The sequence below is a fragment of the Sporosarcina thermotolerans genome (genome assembly GCF_030067815.1).
GTDB lineage: Bacteria > Bacillota > Bacilli > Bacillales_A > Planococcaceae > Sporosarcina > Sporosarcina thermotolerans.
This window is the reverse complement of the sequence record NZ_CP125968.1, coordinates 1704418-1728172: the sequence shown is the minus strand read 5'-3', so window position 1 is coordinate 1728172 and position 23755 is coordinate 1704418. Positions and strand designations below refer to the sequence as shown.

Genomic DNA, 23755 nt, shown 5'->3' with positions numbered 1-23755 from the left:
GCTCAATGGCATTTCAAATTTTATTGAACTTTTTCATCGCCGTCATTTGGATGTTCATGAACTCCTCATTGACCGCGACTACGTTTATCATCGGGTATTTGATAGGTTTGATTTTAATCATCATTACACGTCGTTTCTTCAACTCAAGGCTCTATGTCTGGCGGCTATGGTCGGCGGTTAAGCTGGCTCTTCTTTTCTTGAAAGAGTTATTGCTTTCTAATATTTCGGTACTACTCCTTGTCCTACGTCCGAAATTGAACCTCCGTCCATGATATTCGCATTGCCGACAGAATTGGAGCATGAATGGGAAATAACGTTATTATCAAGCTTAATCACATTGACACCGGGAACAATCGTGCTTCACGTATCTAACGATCAGCGGATTCTTTATATTCACGCGATCGATGTAGAAGATGTTGATGAAGCCATCGATTCAATTAAAAATTCATTTGAAAAAGCAATTTTGGAGGTGAGCCGCGCATGATGACTTTCATATGGGTCAGTCTGATCCTCGTAGTCTTATCAATGGTCGGAATCATGTATCGTGTATTCCGTGGTCCTTCGATACCTGACCGACTTATCGCGCTTGACGGGATCGGCGTCATGCTCATTTCAGCAATTGCGCTACTTTCAATTCTTTTTGAAACAACCTTTTTCATCGATGTTATTTTGCTGATTGCAGTCATGTCATTTATCGGTACTGTATCATTCTCCAAGTTCATCGAGAGAGGAGAGATCATTGAACGTGATCGTAATCGCTAATATTCTCATCGTCACAACAATCGTTGTCGGTATCATTTTCACAATCGTTACAATGATTGGCATTCTCCGTTTACCGGATGTGTATACACGAGCACATGCAGCTTCTAAAAGTGCTACACTCGGTGTTCTAAGCATATTGCTTGGTGTTTTCTTGCACTTTTGGTTGAAGGAAGGGCATTTCAGTATCCAGCTTCTATTAGGGATTCTATTTTTATTTATCACATCACCGGTCGGCGGCCATTTAATGGGACGCGCTGCGTATATGTCGGTGTCAAACCTACTGATGAGACTGTCGATAATGATTTGAAGGAAGCTGTCGAAGAAGCAAAGAAGAAGAACTTGCAACGATTGAAAGATTAACATAAAAAACACACCCGGCATTTTCCATTTAGGATTGCCGGGTGTGTTTTTTAATACGGAAATCCGTATGGAGGATAGCCGTAATACGGAGGGTAACCGTAACCGCCACCATAACCAAATGGATAAGAATTTGGATAAAACGGCTGGTTATATCCATAAGACGGGGAAAGCGCACCTCCAAGGAAACCTCCAACTAACCCCCCTAAAAATGGTGCACCAAAACCAAAACCAAATCCTGGACCAAAAAAGCCAACATGTCGTCCAAACCCTCTTTGTCGTGACATCTTTATCCCCCTTTCTCACCTATCCTATTCAAGACGGGCGAAGTGTCGGGGATGAATGCCTATTATTCGCTTAAACCTTCATTATCCGCCATTCGTTCAACGATTGTCGCAAGTGTACGAACCATTACACCCGTAGCACCTTTCGGACCAAGATCATGAGCTGCAGATGCATCAGAAGTTCCCGCGATATCGAGGTGGATCCACGGTGTGTCTTCAGCAAATTCCCCAACAAATCCTCCACCGAAAATCATATGCCCATCACGGCCCGGTGAATTGTTAAGATCAGCTACATCACTTTTTCGGATACGTTTTTTATCACTTTCTGTCAAAGGAAGTCTCCAAACGAATTCTCCAGTTTCCATTGAAGCTTGCATGAACTCTTCAAAGAATTCCTCATTATTCGTCAATGCTCCTGTCTTATCATTACCTAAAGCGACGATAACACCACCCGTAAGCGTTGCAACATCAATTAGATAGTTTGCTCCGGATTGCTTCGCATACGTTACAGCATCGGCAAGAACGAGTCGTCCTTCAGCATCCGTGTTCAACACTTCAATCGTTTTTCCGCTAAGCGATGTAATCACATCATCCGGTTTGAAAGCTTCACCCGACACCATATTGTCTGTCGCGCCAATAACAGCGACGACATTTTTCGCTGGACGTAGCTCACCGATAATGTTCATTGCGCCTAGCACTGCTGCAGCGCCACCCATGTCGCCTTTCATACCAACCATACCCTCACGCGGTTTCAGTGAATAGCCGCCAGTGTCGTATGTGACACCCTTTCCGACTAAACCGACAACGTCTTCCCACTGATCAGTACCAGCGTATTTCAATACAATCAACCGAGGCTCTTCAACGGAACCTTTATTGACAGCAAGAATGGCACCCATTCCTAACTCTTCCATCTCTTTTTTACCTAATACTTCAATTTCAAAATCGTATTTCTCGGCAAGTTCTTTTGCGTAGTCAGCCATTTTAGTTGCTGTCAGCATATTCGGTGGCATATTGACGAGATTACGGGCTTCATTCACTGCATTCGAGTAGACACTTCCTACTTCGAACGCTGCCTTCAATTCTTCTTCTTCGGCTTTTGATAAGAATGCCACCGACTCTAATGCAACATCTCGCTCGTTTGAATCTGTACGGAATCCTTCGAATTTATAAGATCCCATACCGATACCTTCTGCCGCAGCGAAGACGACATCATCGCAAGATAGGTCTTCATTTGTAAATGGTGCTGTCCAAATGCTTACAGAAGATACTTTTGAAGCTTTCAGTTCTTTCCCTACCGCAGCGAAGACTTGGCGCAGACGGTCTTCAGTCAATTTTTTAGTGTTTCCTAAACCGATGAAAAATGCTCGCTCATATGTACCTTCGTTGAGTGCAGGCATTTTCACGATTGTTTTGAAATCCGACTTGATATCCCCTGACTTAATCCAATCCATCAGACGTGGGCTGAAAGAATTTGCAAGGGTATCCCATCCTTCAACATTTTCGGGTGATCTGGAACCCCAACTAATAGTACTTCACTTTTTAGATTATTAAATTCAGGTTCAATAAATGATGCTTTCATTTGACTACCTCCCTGTTTTCATACATCCTCTATTATATACTAACAAGCCCTATAGCCAATAATAATAATTCGAATTCCGTATTATCTATTATCCAAATCGCTTGTTATGGTATACTAACAATACATTTTCATTTTTTAGAAAAGGAGTGGACTTCATGGCCCTATTGCAAAACACTCCGCTCCTTGCGGCATTATTTGCGATATTTTTCGCTCAGTTTGTGAAGATCCCGATTCATTTTCTTTTTACAGGGAAGTTGGATTGGAAATTGATGACGTCGACAGGCGGGATGCCAAGCTCCCATTCAGCCGCAGTATCGGCATTAACTACGGCAATCGCCTATGAAGTTGGGTTGGGATCACCATTATTTGCAGTATCCGCCATCTTTGCTGTCATCGTCATGTTCGATGCGACTGGAATTCGTTATCAAGCCGGGCAGCAAGCTTTGATCATTAATCAGATGCGAGTGGACTTTCAGACTTTCGTCACAGAAATGAAAGGCTGGCCCCAAAAAGATGGACAGCAGAAGATAATGGAATTGAAAACACTGTTAGGCCATAAACCGAGTGAAGTATTTGCAGGATTAGTGACAGGGATTCTTATTTCAGTCGTCACTTACTCATTTATCGTCTAACAAGAAAGCATAACTATTCACTTTTGGAATAGTTATGCCTTTTTCTATTTTCTATCCTTGCTATGTTTTAATGTACACAACAAATGAGCATTAGATTTAGGTGTATTAATTCGCAAACTGCTCTTTAATACTTACTACAAAACCGTCTTTAACTTCAACCCAGAATACAACTCTATTAGTTCCCACGCTGTCTAAGAATTCCATGAATTCTTCTTTTTTTTGTTGTACTGTAATTTCTATCTTCTCCTTCTTTATAAAATGAAAGAGATTCAAGTTTCACAAAACTATATTCAGTGTCTTCAGCTATCTTATAAGATACTGTGTCTGTGCTTGGATTATTTATATAATATCCATTCGGCATGTCAGATCGAGACAATTTTAACTCTTTTATTCGGTCTTGGTTTTCATCTGTTATCCATTCAACCTCATCTAAATAAAGTATATCTTCCTCAATGTCTATGTGACCGATATACAAATCCGGATTGGTGTTATTCACATCGGTCTGATTACAAGAGAATAATACCAAACTTACTAAACCTAAAGTTAATAGAAGAAATACTTTTTTCATTTTCTTACCTCCACTATTTTATTTTTTCTGAATATTAATATTAAAAATAAGGTACGAAAATCGGTGTGATTTCGTACCTAATTTATGTTGCTAATTCATTTTTTGTGATTCAAACGGGAACGTCACCACCCCCGCTTTAGTTTAAAACATTCGATAACCTTGTTTTCGCAGTAGTTTCATAACAAACCCAGAAATGATTGCGCCTACTAGTCCACTGGCAAGGATAATAATATCTGCAGCATGCAAGGATACGAGTTTATCGCCTAAGAGTCCGAATGCATAGCCTGGTTTCGTAAAGTACTCGAAGAATCTCACTTCATCGATAATAAGTATTACGACGATTGGGTAAATGATAGCCATTAGCCAAGTCATACGAAGTAACATATTCAATAGGAAGCCGATCCCAAAAACATTACCATAAAAATTATTATAGATAAAACGAAATGCGTTAATGTCATTGTTCCCAAATTGTATACCCCCATTTTCCATTAATCATTTTACAGGAATGGATACAAGCTTTCAATAATATAAGGCCATTTCAACAATTTGTTGGAATTGCGTTCCTTGAAAAAACACCTGCCATGATTGGCAGGTGTTTACTTTTGTTCTAGGGTGTTAATTATTTAAGTAAATTGAATTTACCTTTTTTAAGTGTTAGTCCAACGCCGCCAATCATGAATAGGGAACGGTTATCAACCACTTTTTTCATGAATGAAGCTTTTTTACCCATCAATTTTTTGCCGAAAGCGACACCGATTGCATCGTCATCCCCTAAAGAAGCAATGCTTCCTTTAATATCAGGAGTAAATTCAGCCGTTGGTTGGCCTTTCATCAATGCAATGATGTTATTCGCACACATATCACCTTGCTGCATAGCAATTTGTGCAGTCGGTGGGTATGGACGGTTGACTTCTTCATTGATCATCAATGCGCAGTCGCCGACGATGAATACGTCTTTTTGTCCAGGAGCACGAAGATCTTTATCTACTTTAACACGCGCACGCATGTTTTCAATTCCAGTTTGTTCGATTAGACGGTTGCCTCGTACACCTGCCGCCCAAACAACAGTACCAGCTTTGATGAATTCAAATTCATCTTCGCCTTTTTTAATCTTAACGCCTTCTGGAGTTGCTTCAACAACTGGCGTACCAATTGAGAATTCGATTCCTTTTGCTTTCAATTGTCTAACAGCATAGTCAACAAGCTCAGGATCGAAGCCTGGTAATACCATAGGAGCAGCTTCTACGCAAATGACGCGTACTTTTTCAGCGGGTACATCATATTCCTTACAAAGTTCTGGTACACGGTTTCCAAGTTCACCAAGGAATTCAATTCCAGTGAATCCTGCGCCACCAACAACAATTGTCAATCTGCTATCGTCTCTTTCTTCATCAAGTGACCATGAAGCGAATTGATATTCAATATGATCACGGATATGACGTGCAGCATCTACGTTAGCAATAGACAATGCGTATTTGTCCAAACCTGTAATGCCAAATGTTTCACCTTCGAAACCTAATGCAATTACAAGATAGTCATAAGTATGCGTACCGACATTTGTTGTGACAACCTTGCCTTCAATATCGATTGCTTGAACTTCAGCTTTAACAAATTTAACTTTTCCTGGATTGATGACATCTTTAATGTCATAACGGACTTGCTCAGGAGAAAGTGTTCCTGCAGCCGCTTCATGCAACCAAGTGGACTCATAATGGTAATCATTCTTGTTGATAAGTACGATATCAGCCTCGTCAGCGCCAATGGATTTCTGCAAGTTGACAACTGTGGATAAGCCACCGTAACCCGCACCTAATACTAAGATTGTCGGTCTTTTCACGAAAATCGAAACCACCTTTGAATTTATTATGTGCCGGGTCCGATGTAAATCGGGTCAAACGTCGATTTGCTCAGTCCTGGCATTTGTCTCTATTTCGACAAACTTCTACTATACAATAGTAGCCCTTTTGATAAGGCTTTTCAATACTTTTTTATAATATATTTCAATGCAAATAATAATAAAGACCCTCTTTCAGCCAAGTGAACAATTTAGTTCAAACGGATGAAAGAGAGTGCTGAAAATCAATCACATGATTGAGGTGTCCCAACTTTTTTAGCAGTTCGGAATGACGTCCCGCAACCGCAAGAAGCAATGGCGTTTGGATTATCAATTGTAAAACCGCCGCCCATCAGAGATTCCTTATAGTCGACTTTAGTTCCCTCTAAAATTCCAGCATCGTCTTTCGCTACGACAACTTGAATTCCATGCTGGGACATTAGGAAATCGTCTTCGGATTTCACTTCCTCAAATCCTAAACCGTATGTCAGTCCGCTGCATCCCCCGCCGTTGACGGCGACACGTAGGAATGATCCTTCCTCACCATTATGCTTCATCATTTCCTTAACGCGATACGCCGCAGCTTCAGTAATTTCAACGTATTGTGTCATTTACATCCACCTTCCCGCTTTTTAACTATTATATCAATGTTTTTACCACTAACGCAATCTTATTTACTTGGTTCGGATCGAAATAGGGTATACTTTAAACAAAAAGGGGTGACACGAAGTGGAAGTAAGTTCCTCGTTTGTTAGAGAAATGGTGTGCTTGAATTGTAAAGAGAAATTCACTACAACAAAAATCCGATCACGCTATGTTCGTGTTGTGAAGCACGAAAGCGACTTCAAACCTATCTATCAAGACCTATCGGCGTATCCGATTTTATATAATGCAGCGGTTTGTCCACATTGCGGATTTGCATTTACGGATGACTTTTCCCCATATTTTGCAGATGGAGTTAAAGATGAAATTAAAGAGTCCATCACGTCACGTTGGAACAGTCGTTCATTTGGTGAGGAGAGGACAATTGAAGAGGCGATTGAAGCGTATAAGCTTGCATATATAAGCGCTTCGATTAAGAAAGAGAAATCATTGACGATTGCAGGGATAACTCTTAGAATCGCATGGCTTTACAACGACTTGAAAGATGTTGAATCCGAAATGCGGTTTAAAAAAATCGCACGTGATTTATATACGCAGTCCTATACAGAAGGTGATTATGTTGGAACGCAAATGTCCGAAACACGAGTAATATACTTAATGGCAGAGCTGTCACATCAAATTGGTGATAATGAGGGTGCTGTCCGGAATTTTTCACGTGTCATCGAAAGACAGCGGACTTCAATTGAGCCAAAACTTATTGAAATGGCGAAGGAAAGATGGCAGGAGATCAGGGAACAAAATCAGCAAGAAAAAGTTAGAGCGGACTGAATATCTTCAGCCCGCTCCTCTTTTGCAGTATCCATTAAAAGACTTGCTCTACTTCAACTACTCCTGGTACTTCTTCAAGCAATGCTCTTTCAATACCGGCTTTCAATGTGATTGTCGAACTTGGGCACGTACCGCAAGCACCTAAAAGACGAAGTTTTACGACTCCCTCATCAATATCAACAAGTTCACAGTCTCCCCCATCACGTAGGAGGAATGGTCGCAATTTATTTAAAACTTCTTGTACGGGTTCCATCATAGCTGTATCTGTCATTGTTTATTTCTCCCCTTTCTTTATACTTATTATAAGGTAAGTGCTACTCATAACACAAATGAATTATACCCGAATAACGTTTTCCTCTATTATCGAACCGTTTCATTCATCTATATCAACATGCTTATCACCACTGTTATTTCCCGACCGTATTTCCATCATTTCTGAGATAGTCACAAATCTAAAACCCCGTTCCTGAAGTACAGGCAATATGTTCGCCAATGCTTTTACAGTTTGTTCACGATTTCCGCCACCATCATGGAAAAGCACAACATTGCCTTCCTTTGCCCCGTCTAAAACGAATTTAGTTATTTTATCTACACCGGGACTTTTCCAATCCATTGTATCCAAATGCCAAGACCACATGATGACCTTATAGCCCTCATTTACGACAGCATCTATCATATCGTCAGTATAGTTGCCCTCGACCGGTCTAAATAATTTTGTTGACTGTCCTGTAATTGAAAATATGGTATCATCGGTCTGCTTGATTTCCTCCAGTAAATTCGGTACGTTCTTCTTCTTGTGGTGACTGTATGTATGATTTGCCAATTCATGTCCTTCTTCATACATACGTAAAACAACTTCCGGATTCTTCTCGGCATTCGCTCCGAGGATGAAGAACGTTGCCTTCGCGTCGTACCTATTCAATAAATCCAGTATTTCGCGAGTATACTTTCTGTGAGGTCCATCATCAAATGTAAGTGCAATCACCTTTTCTTCGGTATTTATATCCCATAATATTTGCCCGGATTGCTCATAATATTTTCTGCCCCTATCGGCAAACGTATGTTCAAGTATAACAAACAGAAGTACAACAAATATAAGTAGTGAAATATACTTCTTCATGGATAGACACACTCCTTGGGCAGTTCTTGTTTTACCATATTGTTTGTTGTTTTTCGATAAAGATGTATGCATAAATGTTTTTTGTTCTGATTGCAAAACTAGTGAATATTGATAAACTGATAGGTAGCGGGTTTAATGTAAAACCTCATCGAGAATGGGAAGGAGTTATGATCATGGAAAAGCAGAAACAAAAGGTAAAAATCGAAATTTACGGGGCAGATATCGTTTGCGCTAGCTGTGTCAATGCACCATCTTCAAAAGATACATACGAATGGTTGCAAGCTGCGATTACGAGGAAATATCCAGGACAGCCTTTTGACATTGATTATATTGACATTGAATCTGAAATTGCGGATTCCGAACAGAAAGACATCGCCGAACAAATATTGAATGATGAGTATTTTTACCCTCTGGTACGTATCGAGGATGAAGTAATTGGTGAAGGCTATATTCAGTTGAAACCTGTTTTTAGCGCACTTGAAAAGCGCGGATATGTGGAGCAAGCATAATTCCTATTGATAATATTTTAATGTAAATGAGAAAAAATTCCCTTCCCCGATGAATTCGAGGGAGGGATTTTTCTTTATCATCCAGCTTCGGGCGGCAACTGCTCGGGTCATAAGTCAAAGATACTACGTGGCAAAGACCGCCACTTCGTATCTTCGCCTTATGCCTGTCGCAGTTAGACGCCACCCTACGCTTTTGAATTACCCATTATGCCATTTGTACATCCAGAGTACTCCTGATTTCAATAAACGGGCTATCCGGCCTGTTACGGTTCGATCCGCAAGATAGGCAAATCCTTGTTTTTTTCCTAAGGAACCCATGAAGCCCTTCAATTTGATTTCCGGCATTTCTTTCGGCAATGGTTCTTTACTCCATACAAGGCGTAGTACCCGTACAATCTGTTCTGCCTGTTCTTCAGCAAGTTGTGCACTTGGTGCGTGTGGCAATGCAGCAATATCTCCAACAACGTACACGTCTTCGTAATCTGGGATTTGATGGTATTGATTCAACACGACGCGACCTCTATTTTTCTCTACATCCAATTCACGTACAATAGACACTGCTTGAATTCCAGCGGTCCAAACTACTGCGTCGACTTGAATACTTTCTTCATGATTGTAAAGGATATTTTCTTCGACCTTCGTAATGTTTGAATTGGAAATAACATCAACTTCGTGCTTGTCAAACCAATCCTTTACATAATTGCTCAGTCTTTCAGGGAAATCTTTTAAGATCCGTGGTCCACGATCAAATAATTTAATCTTCAAGTCTGGACGGCTTTCGCGCAATTCACTTGCCAGTTCAATACCGCTCAATCCAGCACCGACAATACCGACCGTCGCCCCTCCTCCAAGACCTTGAAGCAACTTGTATGTGCTACGTGACTTACCGATTGTCTGGATGCTGCTTGTGTATTCCGCAGCCCCAGGAACGTCATGATAATTATCTTCACAACCAAGACCAATTACAAGTTCATCATAAGGAACTTCTTCGCCATTACCAAGGCTGATTACCTTATCATCCAATTTAATGGCCGAAATTTCACCTTCTACGATATTTAGTCGTTCATGGGATGGTAATGCAACACGGATTTCCGAATCTGGAACCGTCCCTGCAGCCAATGCATAGAATTCCGTCTTCAAGCTGTGAAATGGAGTCCTGTCCACTAATGTAATTTCTACGTCGCTTGGCAGTTCTTTGTTTAGTAGACGAAGCAAAATTCGCATATTACCATACCCTGCACCTAATAAGACAAGTTTTCTCATTATTTTCTCCTTTTAAGCAACCATTTTCCGACATGTTCTCACTAAGATTATATCAGTTTGTGAGATTTTTCACAATAAGACATCCCAATTGACGGCGGGTGAAAAAGAGAGTAGCATGCCATGTAGGGTGAGGTGATCGCAGTGAATCCGATCGTAGAATTCTGCATGAGTAATCTTGCAAACGGTTCACAGAAAACATTGGAAGCATTAGAAAAGGATCCAAATATAGATGTTCTTGAATATGGTTGTCTTAGTTATTGCACATTATGCGCTCGAGGCTTATACGCTTTAGTTAATGGAGAAGTCGTTGAGGCGGACACGCCTGAGGAATTGACGGAAAAAATTTATCAGTTTATTGAGGAGAATCCGTTGTTTTAAAGCACAAAAGGGCTGTACAGAAAGTCAGTAAAACTGACCGTCTGTGACAGCCTTTTCAAATTACAAAATGAACAGTTTAAAACCGTTGATTTGCGTTCCAGCCGGACGCTTTCCGGAGGGCGTGCGGTGAACCAACCCGTTTGCAATTTATAGCGAATATCTTCTATTCCAGTCACTTAAATTCTTAAATAGGTAAGTCGGTTGCTGGGCTTGTTCCTTCACCACATCAGCGCTTGTCACTCCACCCTCAACATGGGCTGTGTCGATTCCGAAACGAATGCCTGCTTGGATGTCTGTGCCGTAATTATCACCGATCATGATTATTTCTTCTTTTCGAAAGCCCTTTTGTTGGATGAAATGAAGCAAATGCGGTTCTGGCTTTCCTACATATGTAGCTACTTTATCTGTCGTCGTTTCAAGAAGTTTAACAAAAGAACCATTCCCCGGGACAAGTCCTTTTTCCGTCGGGAATGCTTTATCCCCATTCGTTGCGATAAATTCTGCGCCAGCGCGTAGTGCCAAACTGGCCTCCGCCAATTTTTCGTAGGTGATTCCACGGTCGATACCGACGACTACAACGTCCGGACTTTCCGTTGTCAGTTTAAACCCTTCCGCCATTAGTGCAGCCTGAAGCCCCTCTTCACCGATCATCATTACGGATGCCCCGTCAAAATGTACCTTGCAATATTTCGCCGCTGCGATTGCAGATGTCATTATTGAATCAGTTCCCGTTTCAATGCCAAGTTGAAGCAGTTTCATTTGGAACTGCTTTGGTGTTGCGGAGGAATTATTCGTAACATAGAAAGGTTCAATCCCTCTACTTTGAAGGTCATGAATAAAGTCTAATGTCTCTGGTATTACTTCGTTCCCCTATATACCGTTCCATCAAGGTCAAGGCAAATCGCCTTATATCGATCCTTTGTCATTACTCCGTAGGGCTGAACGCTGAAACCGGGCCGAGTTCATTCTCCAAGTAATAACGGACCTTTTCTGGGAATGCTCTAATGGCTTCTTTTGTTTCATTCAATACCGTCTCAACTTCTTCATTGTCAACTTCAACAAACTCACGTACAATCATCGTTCTAAGTCCAAGAACCTTTTTAAGCGGCTCGGACATTTCAGCTGTAATGACTTTCTCGTCTTCCATAATATCGATAATATCATCGTAGCTACCAGGATCCCGCATGATGAATCCGTCAATCATTGAGTTTCCGACATCAATGATCGACTCAACCACTGTATGGGCAATGCGTTGGAGAGCCAATTCATAGACTTTGTCAGTATTCCATTTTTGATGCCCTTCAAATAACTCCAAAAGGCTTTCCATGTATGATAATGCTTCGTTGATTTTATTGCGATCGATAAAGTACAAATTCGTTCCCTCCCGATTCTAAACTACCAATCCATCATATCATAATGTGCATACAAATGAACCGCCAAGTATACACGATTGTGTACACTTGGCGGCTCGATTTCCTATTCCTGTTCAGAGGGCTGATTTTTCACCTTGCCCACTTTCCGTAAGACAAAATAGGCACATCCGAAATTACAGTATTCATAAATATAATCTTGCAATGTACTTATTTTCGTTTCATATGTCGCTTTTGAATTACGATCCTCAAAAAAACCTTTCAACCGAAGTTGACCATATCCCCAGTCACCTAAAATATAATCGTATTTTGACAACACGTCACTATACCTAGCAATTAAGGCTTCTTCATTGAAACCGTCACGGTATTCCTTCACCATTTCATATTCATATTCATTGATTGTTATCATCAACATCACCGCCATTTCAACTTTTACAGATAACTAATCTATATGCAGGAAAGTAAGCTCATTCATTCTTAAAATCAAAACAATCGCTTCTGCCAATGTATCATATATTCTGACTTCCAACAACTATTGATTCGCCTAGTTCAGTCAGCCCTGTCTAAAAAAACCCAAAAGAAAAGCAACCATTTAAGGTCGCTTTTCTAAGGAATTAAATTAACGGTTCTCTAACGTTAGGCTCTGCTTCTTGATTTGGACACTGCCCAAAATATGCTTCCCGCTAATCCTCCCCAAATGATGAGGATTCCTACTACCATCATGAATATCGCTCCACCGCTCATATTGAATCCTCCTTATCGATTGTCATAGTCTGTTGAATCCGATGTTTTTTTATTCCATTTCAGTGCAGTGAAGATGACGGCCATAACGATTGCGAATAGGGCGACCATCCAACCCGTTGACATGATGAAGGCATCTGAATACCCTTCGTAGTTTCCAATTACGTTCCCTGCCGCATCTTTATGCTGTTTGAAAAGGTTGATGCGTAAAAGGTCGAACATCATATAACCAAGAACAGCAGGTGTGATGAACCTCAAGCACACTTTCCAAAGTGTTCCAACTTGTATATCGGAGATCTCATTTGCATGCTCTCCAAATACATCAAGCTTCTTGAAGACCCATACGATAAGGACTACTTCTACTAAGCCGATTGCAGCTACCCCGAATTGGTTGATGAAGTAGTCAGCTACGTCTAAGAAGTACAATCCTCCCGCGTTGCGAAAAGCAAAGAGATGACAGCAGCAAGCCCGACTCCAAATAAAACTGATTTTGTTCTGGAGATATTGAATTTCTCTGATAACCCTGCGATATATGTCTCACAGATTGAAATGAGCGATGTAAGCCCTGCGAGAACAAGGGATAGGAAGAACAAGGCCCCGAATATACCATTCATTCCTGGCATTTCATTAATGATTTGCGGGAACACAACGAATGCCAAACCGACACCAGCCGAAGCAACATCCGAAACAGCTTCACCTGCTTGTGTCGCCATGAATCCAAGCGCTGCAAAAATTCCAATACCAGCCAATAACTCAAATCCTGAGTTTGCAAAACCAGTTATGAAAGCGTTGTTCGTAATATCCGATTTTTTTGGTAGATAGCTCGAATACGTGATCATAATAGCAAACGCGATCGATAGACTGAAGAAAATATGCCCATATGCTGCTACCCAGACCGTGGAATCCGCCAACTTGCTTAAATCCGGTTTAAAGAAGGCATCCAACCCAAGCGCCGCACCTTCAAGTGTTACAGCACGTATAACAACAAGCAGGAATACAATGACAAGCAAAGGGATGAAAATTCTATTCGCCAATTCAATTCCTCGTTTTACCCCTGCTAAAAGAATGATAAACGCAATCGCCCAAACAAGGACTAACGGAATGAGTACACCTGGGACGAGCCCACCGACATCTCCTGGATTATCGGCTAAATTCAATACTGTTCCAAACAGGAATCCTCCTGTATCATCACCCCACGCCAAATTGAAGGAGTAAACCGTGTACTTGACGGCCCAAGCGATGATAACTGCATAGTACGTAGAAATTACGAATGATACGAAAATCCCCCCAGCCAGCCCAACCATTCAGCACCTTTTCCTTTCATCCGGAAAAATGATAGAGGTGCCGAACCACGATACTTGTGACCTATCGTGAATTCCAAGATTAAGATCGGGATACCGGCAGTTAAAAGTGCAAATAAATACGGAATGAAAAATGCCCCGCCACCGTTTTCATACGCAACATAAGGAAAACGCCAGATGTTTCCCAAACCAACAGCCGAACCAACCGCAGCCATCACGAACCCGGCCCTTGTACCCCACTGCGAACGCTGTCCCATAACAAATCCCCCTTCACATGTATTCTATGAATCTTTACCACTTTCAGACTATTATAATCTTATAAATCAGTATAACCGCTCAGAACTAGAGCGATATCCTAATAGTTATAATAATCAGTAATATAAATTATGTTTGTTAAACTCGCTTTATACTTGTTTGGAGAATACAAAAAAAACAGGTGAAGGAAAAAATCCTTCACCTGTTTTTTACTTTGTTAAAGAAGTCATGTTCACGTCTGATTTACCACGTTTTGATGCCCAAAAAATGAATAACGCGGCTGTTACGATAATAACAGTACCTAATCCGATCCAAACCGATCCTGTAAGTCCAAGGATGAAATAACCGATTATAGAAATCCCTGCAGCAATCAGTGCATATGGAAGCTGAGTGGAAACATGATCTATATGATTTGAACCCGCTCCGGTCGATGATAAAATTGTCGTATCTGAAATCGGTGAACAATGATCGCCGAATACAGAACCCGCAAGGACAGCCGACAATGCAGGAAGAAGTAACTCAGGCTCGGCATTGATCATAATCGTTCCTGCAATCGGTAAAAGGATACCGAATGAGCCCCATGATGTTCCTGTCGAAAAAGCCATTAAACCTGCTAAAACAAACATAATTACTGGTAGAAAATGTACTGGTACATTCGACTGTTCAACGGCATTTGATAAAAAGAGTCCTGTTTCGAGAATTCCAATCAAATGAGTTAATGCCCAAGCAAATATTAAAATGAGAATGGCTGGCATCATCGCTTTCATACCGCTGACAAATGCCTTGCCAAGCAATCCATAAGAAGCCGTCTCATTTTTCCCCATTTGGGACAAATAAAGAATTGCTGCTAAAACAGATGCGGTAATACCGCCTGTCATTAATGACAACGGAACATCTGTATTTTCGAAAATCGTCCAAACGCTCATGGAACCGCCAATACGGAAGCCAGTCCAAATCATCATGCCTAAAGTCACGACAACAAGTGTAATAATTGGAGCAATCAAATCCACAACACTTCCGTATGAGTGAACCGGGAAATCCTCTTTCAACTGACCTGGAATCTCTTTTTCGGATCAAATAATTGACCTGATTCCTGTGCAATCGTTTCATGCTTTTTCATCTCAAAGAAATCAATGTTCGACCAAGCGAAGAAAAATACCATGGCCAATGTTGCAACTACATAGAAATTCATCGGTGCCATCATTAAAAATGCAGATAAAGGCGAATAGCTAACTGCCGCAGTCGTACTAAAAATTAAAGCGAGTTGGCCAATCAGGAATGCTCCCCAACTTGAAATAGGTGATATCACGCAAATTGGAGCGGATGTTGAATCGATGAAGTATGCTAACTTCGCTCGTGAAATGCGATGCTGGTCCGTGATTGGACGTGCAATTTGGCCAACAGCCAATGCATTAAAATAATCATCGACAAAAATTAGTATACCTAAGAACACTGTCAGAAGCTTTGCGCCTCGTCGCGTTTTAATGCGGCGTGTTGCCCATTCAGCGAACGCCCTGCTTCCTCCAGACAAACTGACAAGTGCTGTAATGATCCCAAGTAGCAGAATGAATACCATTATATAAATATTATAGGTATTCAATTCACCATCTGCCCAAAATGAAACAATCATGGCTGTCCAAAGATTTTTTAACGTCTCAATCGGTGTAAAACTTGCTACTAATAATGCTGCCGTCAAAATTCCCGACCCAAGTGATATAAGAACCCTTTTTGTAACCAATACCATAATAATTGCCACGAGTGGCGGTAAAATTGAAACCCAAGTGCCTATCATACTAACTTCCTCCAATTTTTTTGAATTGAAGAACAAGGTAACGAGCAAAAGCGAAGGGCGCACACGTAAGTCTATGGTGAAACTGTTTAACGGCGCTCTATGCCGTATAGCATAACCAATTTATGACTTTTGTAGTTAGCGCCCCAGCTAAAGTAAAAAAAACCGACAGCCTATATACACTTTGAAAGTGTGAAAGGCGCCGGCTTATTCTACGATTCGTTTGAAAGATAATCTAAGATGTTTTATCTAACGTACGATCTGTAGCTCATCATGCAATTTCGCATGACAGTGCCATTCCTATTCGAAATGACCCAGCAGAAGTGGATCGGCAATCCAGTTTCTACTTCGGCAAAACTTCCTTTCACGGGCGGTCATTGATGCCAATCTAACGTCCGTTACTAATAAGTCTTGCAGCCTCTACCCAATCGGTGTTCCTCTTGTTTTACAAGCTTAACAGCTTGACGAGATCTTTTCAAGGACTTTTTATTGGCCTCCTCCCTTACCTGGGAAAGGAATCTCTATTTGTGGGGGATTTCCGCTTCCACCGTTATAGATTTGCGGGATAGGACTTTGAAGCAATCCGATTGCCACTGGAATCCTTTGCTGCACTACAGTTCTTTGAGTAGCCAATGGGACTATGATTTGGACATTTACCGTTACTAATACATTCACTTCGACGATTGCGTTATTAATGCCAAATTCTGTAACTAATGTCTCTACATCTGTCTGAACCTCTCCAATGACATGAAACTTGATCGGAATTTTTGGTCCGAAGTTTCCAAGCATTGGCATATCCAATGCCTGACCTAACGGAACAAAGAATACTACTCCACCATCTTTCTCCATCTTATCGGGGTCGTATTCGATATCTTCACTGAGTGGCAGCATTTCCAAATTTCCGTTTTCCGCCATTTCTAAATGGGACTCGATTAACCCTTGTATTTCGGCCATTGTTCTTCTGATGATTTCGGTATTCAATGTATTCGTCACCATTCCAGAAGATTCAGTTGGAACATTTTGTATGATTTCATTCGTATCATAGATAACTGTTGAACGTGATTTGATAGCCTGTGTTATGACATGTGCAGCTATTCTTTCAGTTTGAGTTTCCGCATATAAAGTATAAATCGGAGTGAGCTTTGAATTGACGTAGTAAACAAAGAGGACGATAGTGAGTACAATTGCCGGCAAAATAATCGGAAACCATCTGCGTTTCCGCCGTGGACCACCACGATGTTGTGGAGTTCGGTGACGATTTCTCCTATAGTATTTGTGAGGCGCTTGCCCATAAAATCTCAAAACGACCCCTCCTACATGATATTATGCAGTTTAGGGGCCGTTCATGCTTGACTAAGATTCATTTTGATGGTCCGTCATGCTCAATTTATCTGACGCTTTCTGCTTTCCATACCAGCTTACAAGATCTCGGATCAACTCTGGCATATAATATTCCTTTTCTGCTTGTTGCAATGACGGAAAGAAGAAACCAAACGTGAACATATCAAGGGTTGCAAGCTTGTATGTTTCGCCGGAGACTACTTGCCTATTGCCAGCAAAGAGTTCACCTTCGTTGTTTTTGTATAATCTTTCAAAAATCATCTTCCCCATAAGAGTACCTCGGAAACCAAGGCCCTTAATTTCCATCTTTGGCCAATCTGCGTTTTGGGCAAGGTTGTAAATCTCAAGTACTTCACTTCCGTCAAGTGTGATTACACACGGATTGATCGGATGGGGTAGCATTGAATGCAACTTGCGCTTCGTCACCCATCCCTTTTCAAGGCTACTTAAAAAAATACCCGCATTGAACATGGCGCAATCCGCATCCGTATATTCAATCATTGCTCTGCCAAAAAATGATGAAAGGGAGCTTGCTTTGAGTAACTGCTGTTTTAGAGGTTCGGCATTGTAAAACACCTTTTCCTCCATCGCCTCGTTTCCAGCATTGATCAACGCATTGACGTCTTTTATATCCTCTTGTCGTCGCTCCATCTTATTGACATGAATGACTTCTGCCTTTTTTCCAATGACGCATTTAGATTCGTCCAAGGATATTGTAATATGGCCTACATATTCCGCAAATTTTCCAGTTGCCGCGAGTAGCGTTTCATTCACAAGCTCGCCTTCCATAAATAAATGATGGGTGTGCGCCCCTAATATGATATCAATTTGTTCGCACTCTTCAGCTAACAATCTATCCTCATATACCCCTAAATGGGATAAGCAGATGATGACATCCGTTTCATCTTGGATTTGATGTACAATCTTCCGAACTGATTGTCTGGGCTCATCAATCTGCCAGCCAAGGCGCCGATAGAATTCCGAATACATCGCTGTAGCACCTATAACTCCAATTCGGATACCTTTTTCAGTTTCATAAATATGATAAGGCTCCAACCATTTTGGAGTCGAACCATCCGTTTCCTTCAAATTGCATAGGATTACGTCAAAATCCGCGCCTTCATAAAGATTGGTTAATGCCTTTTTTGACATCGTAATCCCTTCATTGTTACCAATTGTCACTGCATCGTATCCCGCATGGTTCAATAAAGCAATATTCCCTTTGCCAATCGTTCCTTCCGTGAAAGGATGGGAACGGTCAACATGGTCACCAATATCAAATAGATAATAAGCTTCATTCTCCGCTTCATGCTTTTCCCTCGCAGACCGGAGAAATCTACTAATTTGAGGCCAACTATCGAAATGGCTGTGGACATCATTCGTATGATAAATATGAATTGTCTCCAAAGAGTTTTGCATTGTTTATCCCCAAATTCCTTCAATAATCGATCTTATTCCGAATAACAATAGCATGATCCTTAAAACGAGAACTAATGTATCTGAATTCATCTTCTTATTTAACTTCGTTCCAATCATTCCGCCGATATAAGCGCCCGGTATGACCGGAAGAGCATAGAGCCAAGGGACATGCCCTAAGGAAATATGGGTGGCGGAGTTCGCGATCGCTGATAGGAATACGATGAACATTGACGTCCCCACTGCAACATGTGGCGGGAATAAAAACAATAGAATCAGTGCAGGTACAATCATCGTTCCTCCACCAATGCCGAATAGGCCAGAAGCGAAACCGATGATAAATGTTAGGATTAGGGCAAACCAGATTGGATACCCATACACATGAGAATCTCCATTCTTATCGATAAACGTAATCGGTTTGCCGTGTTCTACAAACCATTTGATCGGTTTCAAATATTTACGGGATAGCAACAGGATGGAAAGGACTATAAGCAAAATGCCGAAGTATAGATTAAATGATTGCAAATTAATTCCTTTATTCACAAACGCCCCGATTATTAAACCTGGTATAGAACCAGCGAAAAAGATCCATCCCGTCCGGAAGTCGACCGTCTTCCCTTTCATATGCGAAAGGGTTGAAGAAAGGCCGTTGAATATCATCATAATAACCGAGATCCCGACTACGCTTTGCGGAGTGATGCCTGGAATCCAACCAAGGTTAATACCAACTAATAATGTCAACGGAACGAGAATCGTACCGCCCCCAAGCCCGACAATCGAACCCATTATGCCCGATATCGCACCAATAATAGCCAACAATACATACGCCATACTTATTCCTCCTCAAAAAAGTCAAGCTGCTTAGGTGTAAGTGCTTGGAAATCAATGCCCATCATTTTTTGAAAACGTTTGGCGTTCTCAGCTGCATGGCCACCAGAATTATTATTGAAGACGACAAATACATTCTTCGCTTCATTCTTTAATTTATTGACTGCCTGACGGATTTCATCCAATTCACTATCTGAATAATTATAGAGATACCGGACTTTGCGCCAAGCCTCATTATCTCCTGTCGTGTTGCGCCAGCCATTTACATTTCTTCCATGCAGGCGGATAAGCACTTTATCGTTGCGAGTTGTTTCTGCAACAAGAGGAATACTGCCAATTCCTGATTGCGGCTCATCACAAACGGAATGAATGAAATTAAGCTCTTTAAGAAAGTCAAGCGTCTTTTCCTGCATGGATGGCACGTACCATGATTGATGGCGGAACTCGATTGCCACGTCGTACCCTTCCAATTGGGTTCGAATGTATCTGATTTGGTTTACATTTTCTCTTATGCAATCAAACCAAGGTGGAAATTGTACGAGAATCATAGCAAGCTTTTTAGAAGCCCTCATCGGATTGATGGAAAGCTTGAACTGCTTGAACATTTCTTCAGGATTGGCGTATGGCAGTCTTCCCGTTGATGCCCCGTCATCCCTTGATACGCTTTTACGATGAATTGAAAGTCATCGGGAGTTTCATCAATCCATTTACGGATATTACGCTCGGGTTGAATGGCGTAAAAAGATGCGTCTAACTCAACGATTGGAAAATGGGAGCTATAATCAATCAGTTTTTCACTTTTCTTGGAGGTCGGCGAGTAAACGTCCGGATGGTCGCCCCATCCTGTTAAACCGACTTGTATCATATAATCCCTCTTTTCCTTTCGCAGATGAATATTTTCATCATATCATATGTCTTAGGCGCGAATCTGCCATTTTGCATCATGGTTTTGTAGAGGGGGAATGCTTTGAGCGTGTGGGGGGTTTACTTGAGCGCGGGGCACGCCTTCTTGGGCGCGGGGCATGCTTTCTTGGGCGCGGGGCACGAGTTCTTGGGCGCGGGCCATGCTTTCTTAGGCGCGGGGCATGCTTTCTTGGGCGCGGGGCACGAGTTCTTGGGCGCGGGCCATGCTTTCTTAGGCGCGGGGCACGAGTTCTTGGGCGCGGGGCATGCTTTCTTGGGCGCGGGACATACTACTTTGATCAAACAAAAAGGCAGCCAAAGTTGGCTGCCTCATAATGGAGAGTATTACATTTCTCCGCTTAATTTCACTAAAATCTTTGCTTGCGTTTTATCATTCGTCAGAGCTTCGAAGCCTTTATCAACGATATCTTCCAACTCAATTTCAGAAGTGATAACGCCATGTGGATTCAACTGCCCTGTACCGATTAAGTCAACTGTTTGTTGAAATGTAGTTGGCGTATAAGCAATGGTTGATGTCACTTTAACACCCGTGTTCGTCAACTGCATTGGATTCCATTCAATCGGACGAGCAAAGATCGATACGATCACCATTGTACCGCGAGCACGTGTTGCGTCGATTGCTTGTTTGAATGTCGGTGCAACACCGGCAACTTCGAAGGACACATCCACGCCATCAGGTACAACGTCTTTAATAGCTTGTACAGGATCAACTTGTCCTGAATTGAAAACATGTGTTGCGCCAAGTTCTTTAGCTTTTTGCAAGCGGTCTTCAGATAGATCGAATGCGAAGATCTTACTTGCACCCGCTGCTTTAGCCGCAATAATTGTCAACAATCCAATCGGGCCAGCACCAAATACTGCTACTGTATCCCCGAATTGCATATTACCTTCTTTAACTGCTTGTACAGCTACTGCCGTAGGTTCAACTAATGCACCATCTTGCAACGTCATTCCTTCTGGCAATTTATAAATAAAGCTTTCACCTGCGTTTACATATGTAGCAAAACCACCGTCTGACCCTAAACCGATAAATTGGAAGCCATCATATGCATCCACATCTTCATGTTTATTACCAAATGTGTACATTGGGTTTACAGCAACACGATCTCCTACTTTGACCGAAGTTACGTCTTTCCCTACCTTTTCGACAACACCAGCAAATTCATGCCCCATTGTGAGGGGTGCTTGTTGTCCTGTTAATTGATGAGGTTCATTAACCGGAATAAACACCGGGCCCTCTTGATATTCATGTAAATCTGAACCACAAATACCTGCCCATGCTACGCGCACTGTCACCTCATTGTCTTGCAAGGGTTTCAGTTCACGTTCTTCCACACGGATATCTTTCTCGCCATACCATACTGCTGCTTTCATACTTCATACCTCCTATTTTTTGGTGAAAAATCTACTGCGATGTTTCTAAAATAGAAATTGAAGAACCGAATTAAAATATCTTTAATTCAAGATAATTATATCAATTAATCTATAACAATACAAAGAATATGATTTTAGGAAAGTAGTCTATTTTATGGAAGCTATTATGAAATTTTAACAGTATGTAAATAAAAAAACCGCCTGCAATGAGGCGGTTTGATTGTTTCTTTATTATCCGATAGAACCTTCCATTTCGAACTTGATAAGGCGGTTCATCTCTACTGCGTATTCCATTGGCAATTCTTTTGTGAATGGCTCGATGAAGCCCATGACGATCATTTCAGTAGCTTCAAGCTCAGGAATTCCACGGCTCATCAAGTAGAAGAGCTGCTCTTCCGATACTTTCGAAACTTTCGCTTCGTGCTCGAGTGAAATGTTATCATTCAGGATTTCGTTGTATGGGATTGTGTCAGATGTCGACAATTTATCCATGATCAGCGTGTCACACTCGATGTTTGCACGTGCACCATCTGCGCGGCGGCCGAAGTGAACGATACCACGGTATGTTACTTTACCACCATGTTGAGAGATTGACTTCGAAACAATTGTTGATGAAGTATTCGGTGCCAAGTGCATCATTTTCGCACCAGCGTCCTGATGTTGTCCTTTACCAGCAAGCGCGATGGACAATGTCATTCCACGTGCGCCTTCGCCTTTAAGGATACAAGCCGGATATTTCATCGTCAATTTCGAACCGATGTTACCGTCAATCCATTCCATTGTAGCATTCGCTTCACAAACCGCACGTTTCGTAACAAGGTTATAGACGTTGTTTGCCCAGTTTTGAATCGTAGTGTAACGGCAGTAAGCATCTTTTTTGATGATGATTTCAACGACTGCACTATGAAGGGAGTTCGTCGTGTAAACTGGTGCTGTACATCCCTCAACATAGTGAACGCTTGCGCCTTCGTCAACAACGATTAGCGTACGTTCGAATTGACCCATGTTTTCCGAGTTGATACGGAAGTAAGCTTGAAGCGGTGTGTCCAATTTGACGCCAGGTGGTACATAGATGAATGAACCTCCAGACCAAACTGCAGAGTTCAACGCAGCAAACTTATTGTCTGTATTCGGAATGACAGTTCCCCAATACTTTTTGAACAGCTCCTCGTTTTCACGTAATGCTGAGTCTGTATCTTTAAAGACGATTCCCATGTCTGTGAGTTCTTCTTTCATGTTGTGGTAAACAACTTCGGATTCGTACTGTGCAGAAACACCAGCGAGATATTTTTGCTCAGCTTCAGGAATACCCAATTTGTCAAAAGTGCGCTTGATTTCTTCAGGCACTTCATCCCACGAACGCTCTGTCGCTTCGGAAGGTTTTACGTAATATGTGATCTCATCGAAGTTCAATGAACCTAAATCTCCGCCCCATTGAGGCATCGGTTTGCTGTAGAAGATTTCAAGGGATTTTAGACGGTAGTCCAACATCCATTGAGGCTCTTCTTTCATGTTCGAGATTTCTTCAACAATTTCACGTGTCAAACCACGTTCCGAACGGAAAACAGATACGTCCTTATCATGGAAACCATATTTGTAATCACCAATTTCAGGCATTTTTTTAGCCATCATTATTCCTCCGTTCTTACATTTGTCTTACCCGGCCAAATCGCTTTGCATTAACCGACAATCGATTTCA

At 41.6% G+C, this 23755-nt stretch carries 25 protein-coding genes, 5 pseudogenes and 1 riboswitch; of the genes and pseudogenes, 7 read left to right on the top strand and 23 right to left on the bottom strand.

Annotated features, from left to right (window positions below; genetic code table 11):
* Positions 1-5 precede the first annotated feature (5 nt).
* The 3 genes and pseudogenes from QNH10_RS09835 to mnhG all read left to right on the top strand — a co-directional run bounded on the left by QNH10_RS09835 (position 6) and on the right by mnhG (position 1069).
* Positions 6-484, top strand: a pseudogene (locus QNH10_RS09835) (Na+/H+ antiporter subunit E).
* A complete protein-coding gene (locus QNH10_RS09830) occupies positions 481-762 on the top strand; it encodes a Na(+)/H(+) antiporter subunit F1 (RefSeq protein ID WP_283734454.1) in 282 nt (93 codons plus the stop codon). The pseudogene QNH10_RS09835 and the gene QNH10_RS09830 overlap by 4 nt, the downstream one beginning before the upstream one ends.
* Complete coding sequence (gene mnhG / locus QNH10_RS09825; protein ID WP_347178054.1) at positions 746-1069, top strand: monovalent cation/H(+) antiporter subunit G; 324 nt, start codon at positions 746-748, stop codon at positions 1067-1069. The genes QNH10_RS09830 and mnhG overlap by 17 nt, the downstream gene beginning before the upstream one ends.
* A 103-nt stretch (positions 1070-1172) precedes the next feature.
* Here the strand turns inward: mnhG and QNH10_RS09820 are convergent, their stop codons facing one another.
* Positions 1173-1406 carry a hypothetical protein gene (locus tag QNH10_RS09820; protein WP_317940836.1) on the bottom strand — a complete coding sequence of 78 codons (234 nt, stop codon included), beginning with the start codon at positions 1404-1406 and terminating at the stop codon, positions 1173-1175.
* Between the two features lie 62 nt (positions 1407-1468).
* Positions 1469-2982, bottom strand: a pseudogene (locus QNH10_RS09815) (leucyl aminopeptidase).
* Positions 2983-3137: 155 nt separating this feature from the next.
* Here QNH10_RS09815 and QNH10_RS09810 point away from each other — a divergent pair.
* Positions 3138-3614 (top strand): divergent PAP2 family protein, encoded by a 477-nt coding sequence (locus tag QNH10_RS09810; protein WP_283734453.1) that lies wholly within the window; start codon positions 3138-3140, stop codon positions 3612-3614.
* Between the two features lie 175 nt (positions 3615-3789).
* Here QNH10_RS09810 and QNH10_RS09805 read toward each other — a convergent pair whose 3' ends face one another.
* The 4 genes and pseudogenes from QNH10_RS09805 to QNH10_RS09790 form a co-directional block, all read right to left on the bottom strand.
* Positions 3790-4182, bottom strand: coding sequence for a hypothetical protein (locus QNH10_RS09805; RefSeq protein ID WP_283734452.1), 393 nt, complete (start codon positions 4180-4182; stop codon positions 3790-3792).
* Between the two features lie 141 nt (positions 4183-4323).
* Positions 4324-4640, bottom strand: a pseudogene (locus QNH10_RS09800) (YuiB family protein).
* A gap of 161 nt (positions 4641-4801) precedes the next feature.
* Positions 4802-6019 (bottom strand): NAD(P)/FAD-dependent oxidoreductase, encoded by a 1218-nt coding sequence (locus QNH10_RS09795; protein ID WP_283734451.1) that lies wholly within the window; start codon positions 6017-6019, stop codon positions 4802-4804.
* Positions 6020-6261: 242 nt separating this feature from the next.
* Complete coding sequence (locus QNH10_RS09790) at positions 6262-6627, bottom strand: HesB/IscA family protein (protein WP_283734450.1); 366 nt, start codon at positions 6625-6627, stop codon at positions 6262-6264.
* A gap of 118 nt (positions 6628-6745) precedes the next feature.
* Here QNH10_RS09790 and QNH10_RS09785 point away from each other — a divergent pair, with 118 nt between their 5' ends.
* Positions 6746-7447, top strand: a complete 702-nt coding sequence (locus QNH10_RS09785) for a DUF2225 domain-containing protein (RefSeq protein ID WP_283734449.1) — start codon at positions 6746-6748, stop codon at positions 7445-7447.
* A 34-nt stretch (positions 7448-7481) separates the two neighbouring features.
* On the opposite strand, the gene QNH10_RS09780 is transcribed toward QNH10_RS09785, so the two are convergent.
* Together QNH10_RS09780 and QNH10_RS09775 are read right to left on the bottom strand one after the other, a co-directional pair.
* Positions 7482-7718 carry a NifU family protein gene (locus QNH10_RS09780; protein WP_283734448.1) on the bottom strand — a complete coding sequence of 79 codons (237 nt, stop codon included), beginning with the start codon at positions 7716-7718 and terminating at the stop codon, positions 7482-7484.
* A gap of 102 nt (positions 7719-7820) precedes the next feature.
* Positions 7821-8567: a polysaccharide deacetylase family protein gene (locus tag QNH10_RS09775; protein WP_283734447.1), complete on the bottom strand. Its 747-nt coding sequence runs from the start codon at positions 8565-8567 to the stop codon at positions 7821-7823.
* A gap of 173 nt (positions 8568-8740) precedes the next feature.
* Between QNH10_RS09775 and QNH10_RS09770 the strand changes: the two genes are divergently transcribed.
* Positions 8741-9076 carry a YuzD family protein gene (locus QNH10_RS09770; protein WP_283734446.1) on the top strand — a complete coding sequence of 112 codons (336 nt, stop codon included), beginning with the start codon at positions 8741-8743 and terminating at the stop codon, positions 9074-9076.
* A 198-nt stretch (positions 9077-9274) separates the two neighbouring features.
* Here QNH10_RS09770 and QNH10_RS09765 read toward each other — a convergent pair whose 3' ends face one another.
* Complete coding sequence (locus QNH10_RS09765; protein ID WP_283734445.1) at positions 9275-10339, bottom strand: NAD(P)/FAD-dependent oxidoreductase; 1065 nt, start codon at positions 10337-10339, stop codon at positions 9275-9277.
* 141 nt (positions 10340-10480) lie between these two features.
* Between QNH10_RS09765 and QNH10_RS09760 the strand changes: the two genes are divergently transcribed.
* On the top strand, positions 10481-10717 hold the full coding sequence (locus QNH10_RS09760; RefSeq protein ID WP_283734444.1) for a YuzB family protein: 237 nt from the start codon (positions 10481-10483) through the stop codon (positions 10715-10717).
* 147 nt (positions 10718-10864) lie between these two features.
* On the opposite strand, the gene QNH10_RS09755 is transcribed toward QNH10_RS09760, so the two are convergent.
* The 14 genes and pseudogenes from QNH10_RS09755 to sufB form a co-directional block, all read right to left on the bottom strand.
* The gene (locus QNH10_RS09755; protein WP_347178053.1) at positions 10865-11530 is read right to left on the bottom strand and encodes an HAD-IIA family hydrolase; all 666 of its coding nucleotides are present in this window, start codon (positions 11528-11530) and stop codon (positions 10865-10867) included.
* Between the two features lie 112 nt (positions 11531-11642).
* Positions 11643-12089: a DUF86 domain-containing protein gene (locus QNH10_RS09750; RefSeq protein WP_283734443.1), complete on the bottom strand. Its 447-nt coding sequence runs from the start codon at positions 12087-12089 to the stop codon at positions 11643-11645.
* A gap of 104 nt (positions 12090-12193) precedes the next feature.
* Positions 12194-12496, bottom strand: a complete 303-nt coding sequence (locus tag QNH10_RS09745) for a YutD family protein (protein ID WP_283734442.1) — start codon at positions 12494-12496, stop codon at positions 12194-12196.
* Between the two features lie 227 nt (positions 12497-12723).
* A complete protein-coding gene (locus QNH10_RS09740; RefSeq protein WP_283734441.1) occupies positions 12724-12831 on the bottom strand; it encodes a MetS family NSS transporter small subunit in 108 nt (35 codons plus the stop codon).
* Positions 12832-12843: 12 nt separating this feature from the next.
* Positions 12844-14132, bottom strand: a pseudogene (locus QNH10_RS09735) (sodium-dependent transporter).
* Complete coding sequence (locus QNH10_RS09730) at positions 14093-14386, bottom strand: hypothetical protein (RefSeq protein ID WP_283734440.1); 294 nt, start codon at positions 14384-14386, stop codon at positions 14093-14095. Before QNH10_RS09730 ends, QNH10_RS09735 begins: the two are co-directional and overlap by 40 nt.
* A gap of 207 nt (positions 14387-14593) precedes the next feature.
* Entirely contained in the window at positions 14594-15433 is an 840-nt protein-coding gene (locus tag QNH10_RS20595) for a Na+/H+ antiporter NhaC family protein (RefSeq protein WP_347178028.1), read from the bottom strand.
* The gene (locus tag QNH10_RS20590) at positions 15430-16176 is read right to left on the bottom strand and encodes a Na+/H+ antiporter NhaC family protein (protein ID WP_347178027.1); all 747 of its coding nucleotides are present in this window, start codon (positions 16174-16176) and stop codon (positions 15430-15432) included. Before QNH10_RS20590 ends, QNH10_RS20595 begins: the two co-directional genes overlap by 4 nt.
* A 253-nt stretch (positions 16177-16429) precedes the next feature.
* Positions 16430-16604: riboswitch (Lysine riboswitch) on the bottom strand.
* A gap of 55 nt (positions 16605-16659) precedes the next feature.
* Positions 16660-17475: a sporulation protein YunB gene (gene yunB / locus QNH10_RS09720; RefSeq protein WP_283734439.1), complete on the bottom strand. Its 816-nt coding sequence runs from the start codon at positions 17473-17475 to the stop codon at positions 16660-16662.
* A gap of 51 nt (positions 17476-17526) precedes the next feature.
* Positions 17527-18933, bottom strand: coding sequence for a bifunctional metallophosphatase/5'-nucleotidase (locus QNH10_RS09715; protein ID WP_283734438.1), 1407 nt, complete (start codon positions 18931-18933; stop codon positions 17527-17529).
* 3 nt (positions 18934-18936) lie between these two features.
* The gene (locus QNH10_RS09710; RefSeq protein ID WP_283734437.1) at positions 18937-19761 is read right to left on the bottom strand and encodes a sulfite exporter TauE/SafE family protein; all 825 of its coding nucleotides are present in this window, start codon (positions 19759-19761) and stop codon (positions 18937-18939) included.
* A 2-nt stretch (positions 19762-19763) separates the two neighbouring features.
* Positions 19764-20623: pseudogene (locus tag QNH10_RS09705) on the bottom strand (DUF72 domain-containing protein).
* Between the two features lie 383 nt (positions 20624-21006).
* On the bottom strand, positions 21007-22056 hold the full coding sequence (locus tag QNH10_RS09700; RefSeq protein WP_283734436.1) for a 2,3-butanediol dehydrogenase: 1050 nt from the start codon (positions 22054-22056) through the stop codon (positions 21007-21009).
* A 231-nt stretch (positions 22057-22287) separates the two neighbouring features.
* On the bottom strand, positions 22288-23685 hold the full coding sequence (gene sufB, locus QNH10_RS09695) for a Fe-S cluster assembly protein SufB (protein ID WP_283734608.1): 1398 nt from the start codon (positions 23683-23685) through the stop codon (positions 22288-22290).
* Positions 23686-23755: the final 70 nt, after the last annotated feature.

What these genes read in the sequence shown, in the direction of transcription:
- QNH10_RS09830 (WP_283734454.1), top strand. Translation starts at nt 481, where the DNA reads ATGATGACTTTCATATGGGTCAGTCTGATCCTCGTAGTCTTATCAATG.
- QNH10_RS09820 (WP_317940836.1), bottom strand. Translation starts at nt 1,406, where the DNA reads ATGTCACGACAAAGAGGGTTTGGACGACATGTTGGCTTTTTTGGTCCA.
- QNH10_RS09810 (WP_283734453.1), top strand. Translation starts at nt 3,138, where the DNA reads ATGGCCCTATTGCAAAACACTCCGCTCCTTGCGGCATTATTTGCGATA.
- QNH10_RS09805 (WP_283734452.1), bottom strand. Translation starts at nt 4,182, where the DNA reads ATGAAAAAAGTATTTCTTCTATTAACTTTAGGTTTAGTAAGTTTGGTA.
- QNH10_RS09790 (WP_283734450.1), bottom strand. Translation starts at nt 6,627, where the DNA reads ATGACACAATACGTTGAAATTACTGAAGCTGCGGCGTATCGCGTTAAG.
- QNH10_RS09780 (WP_283734448.1), bottom strand. Translation starts at nt 7,718, where the DNA reads ATGACAGATACAGCTATGATGGAACCCGTACAAGAAGTTTTAAATAAA.
- QNH10_RS09775 (WP_283734447.1), bottom strand. Translation starts at nt 8,567, where the DNA reads ATGAAGAAGTATATTTCACTACTTATATTTGTTGTACTTCTGTTTGTT.
- QNH10_RS09770 (WP_283734446.1), top strand. Translation starts at nt 8,741, where the DNA reads ATGGAAAAGCAGAAACAAAAGGTAAAAATCGAAATTTACGGGGCAGAT.
- QNH10_RS09765 (WP_283734445.1), bottom strand. Translation starts at nt 10,339, where the DNA reads ATGAGAAAACTTGTCTTATTAGGTGCAGGGTATGGTAATATGCGAATT.
- QNH10_RS09745 (WP_283734442.1), bottom strand. Translation starts at nt 12,496, where the DNA reads ATGATAACAATCAATGAATATGAATATGAAATGGTGAAGGAATACCGT.
- QNH10_RS09740 (WP_283734441.1), bottom strand. Translation starts at nt 12,831, where the DNA reads ATGAGCGGTGGAGCGATATTCATGATGGTAGTAGGAATCCTCATCATT.
- QNH10_RS09730 (WP_283734440.1), bottom strand. Translation starts at nt 14,386, where the DNA reads ATGGGACAGCGTTCGCAGTGGGGTACAAGGGCCGGGTTCGTGATGGCT.
- QNH10_RS20590 (WP_347178027.1), bottom strand. Translation starts at nt 16,176, where the DNA reads ATGATAGGCACTTGGGTTTCAATTTTACCGCCACTCGTGGCAATTATT.
- QNH10_RS09715 (WP_283734438.1), bottom strand. Translation starts at nt 18,933, where the DNA reads ATGCAAAACTCTTTGGAGACAATTCATATTTATCATACGAATGATGTC.
- QNH10_RS09710 (WP_283734437.1), bottom strand. Translation starts at nt 19,761, where the DNA reads ATGGCGTATGTATTGTTGGCTATTATTGGTGCGATATCGGGCATAATG.
- QNH10_RS09700 (WP_283734436.1), bottom strand. Translation starts at nt 22,056, where the DNA reads ATGAAAGCAGCAGTATGGTATGGCGAGAAAGATATCCGTGTGGAAGAA.
- sufB (WP_283734608.1), bottom strand. Translation starts at nt 23,685, where the DNA reads ATGGCTAAAAAAATGCCTGAAATTGGTGATTACAAATATGGTTTCCAT.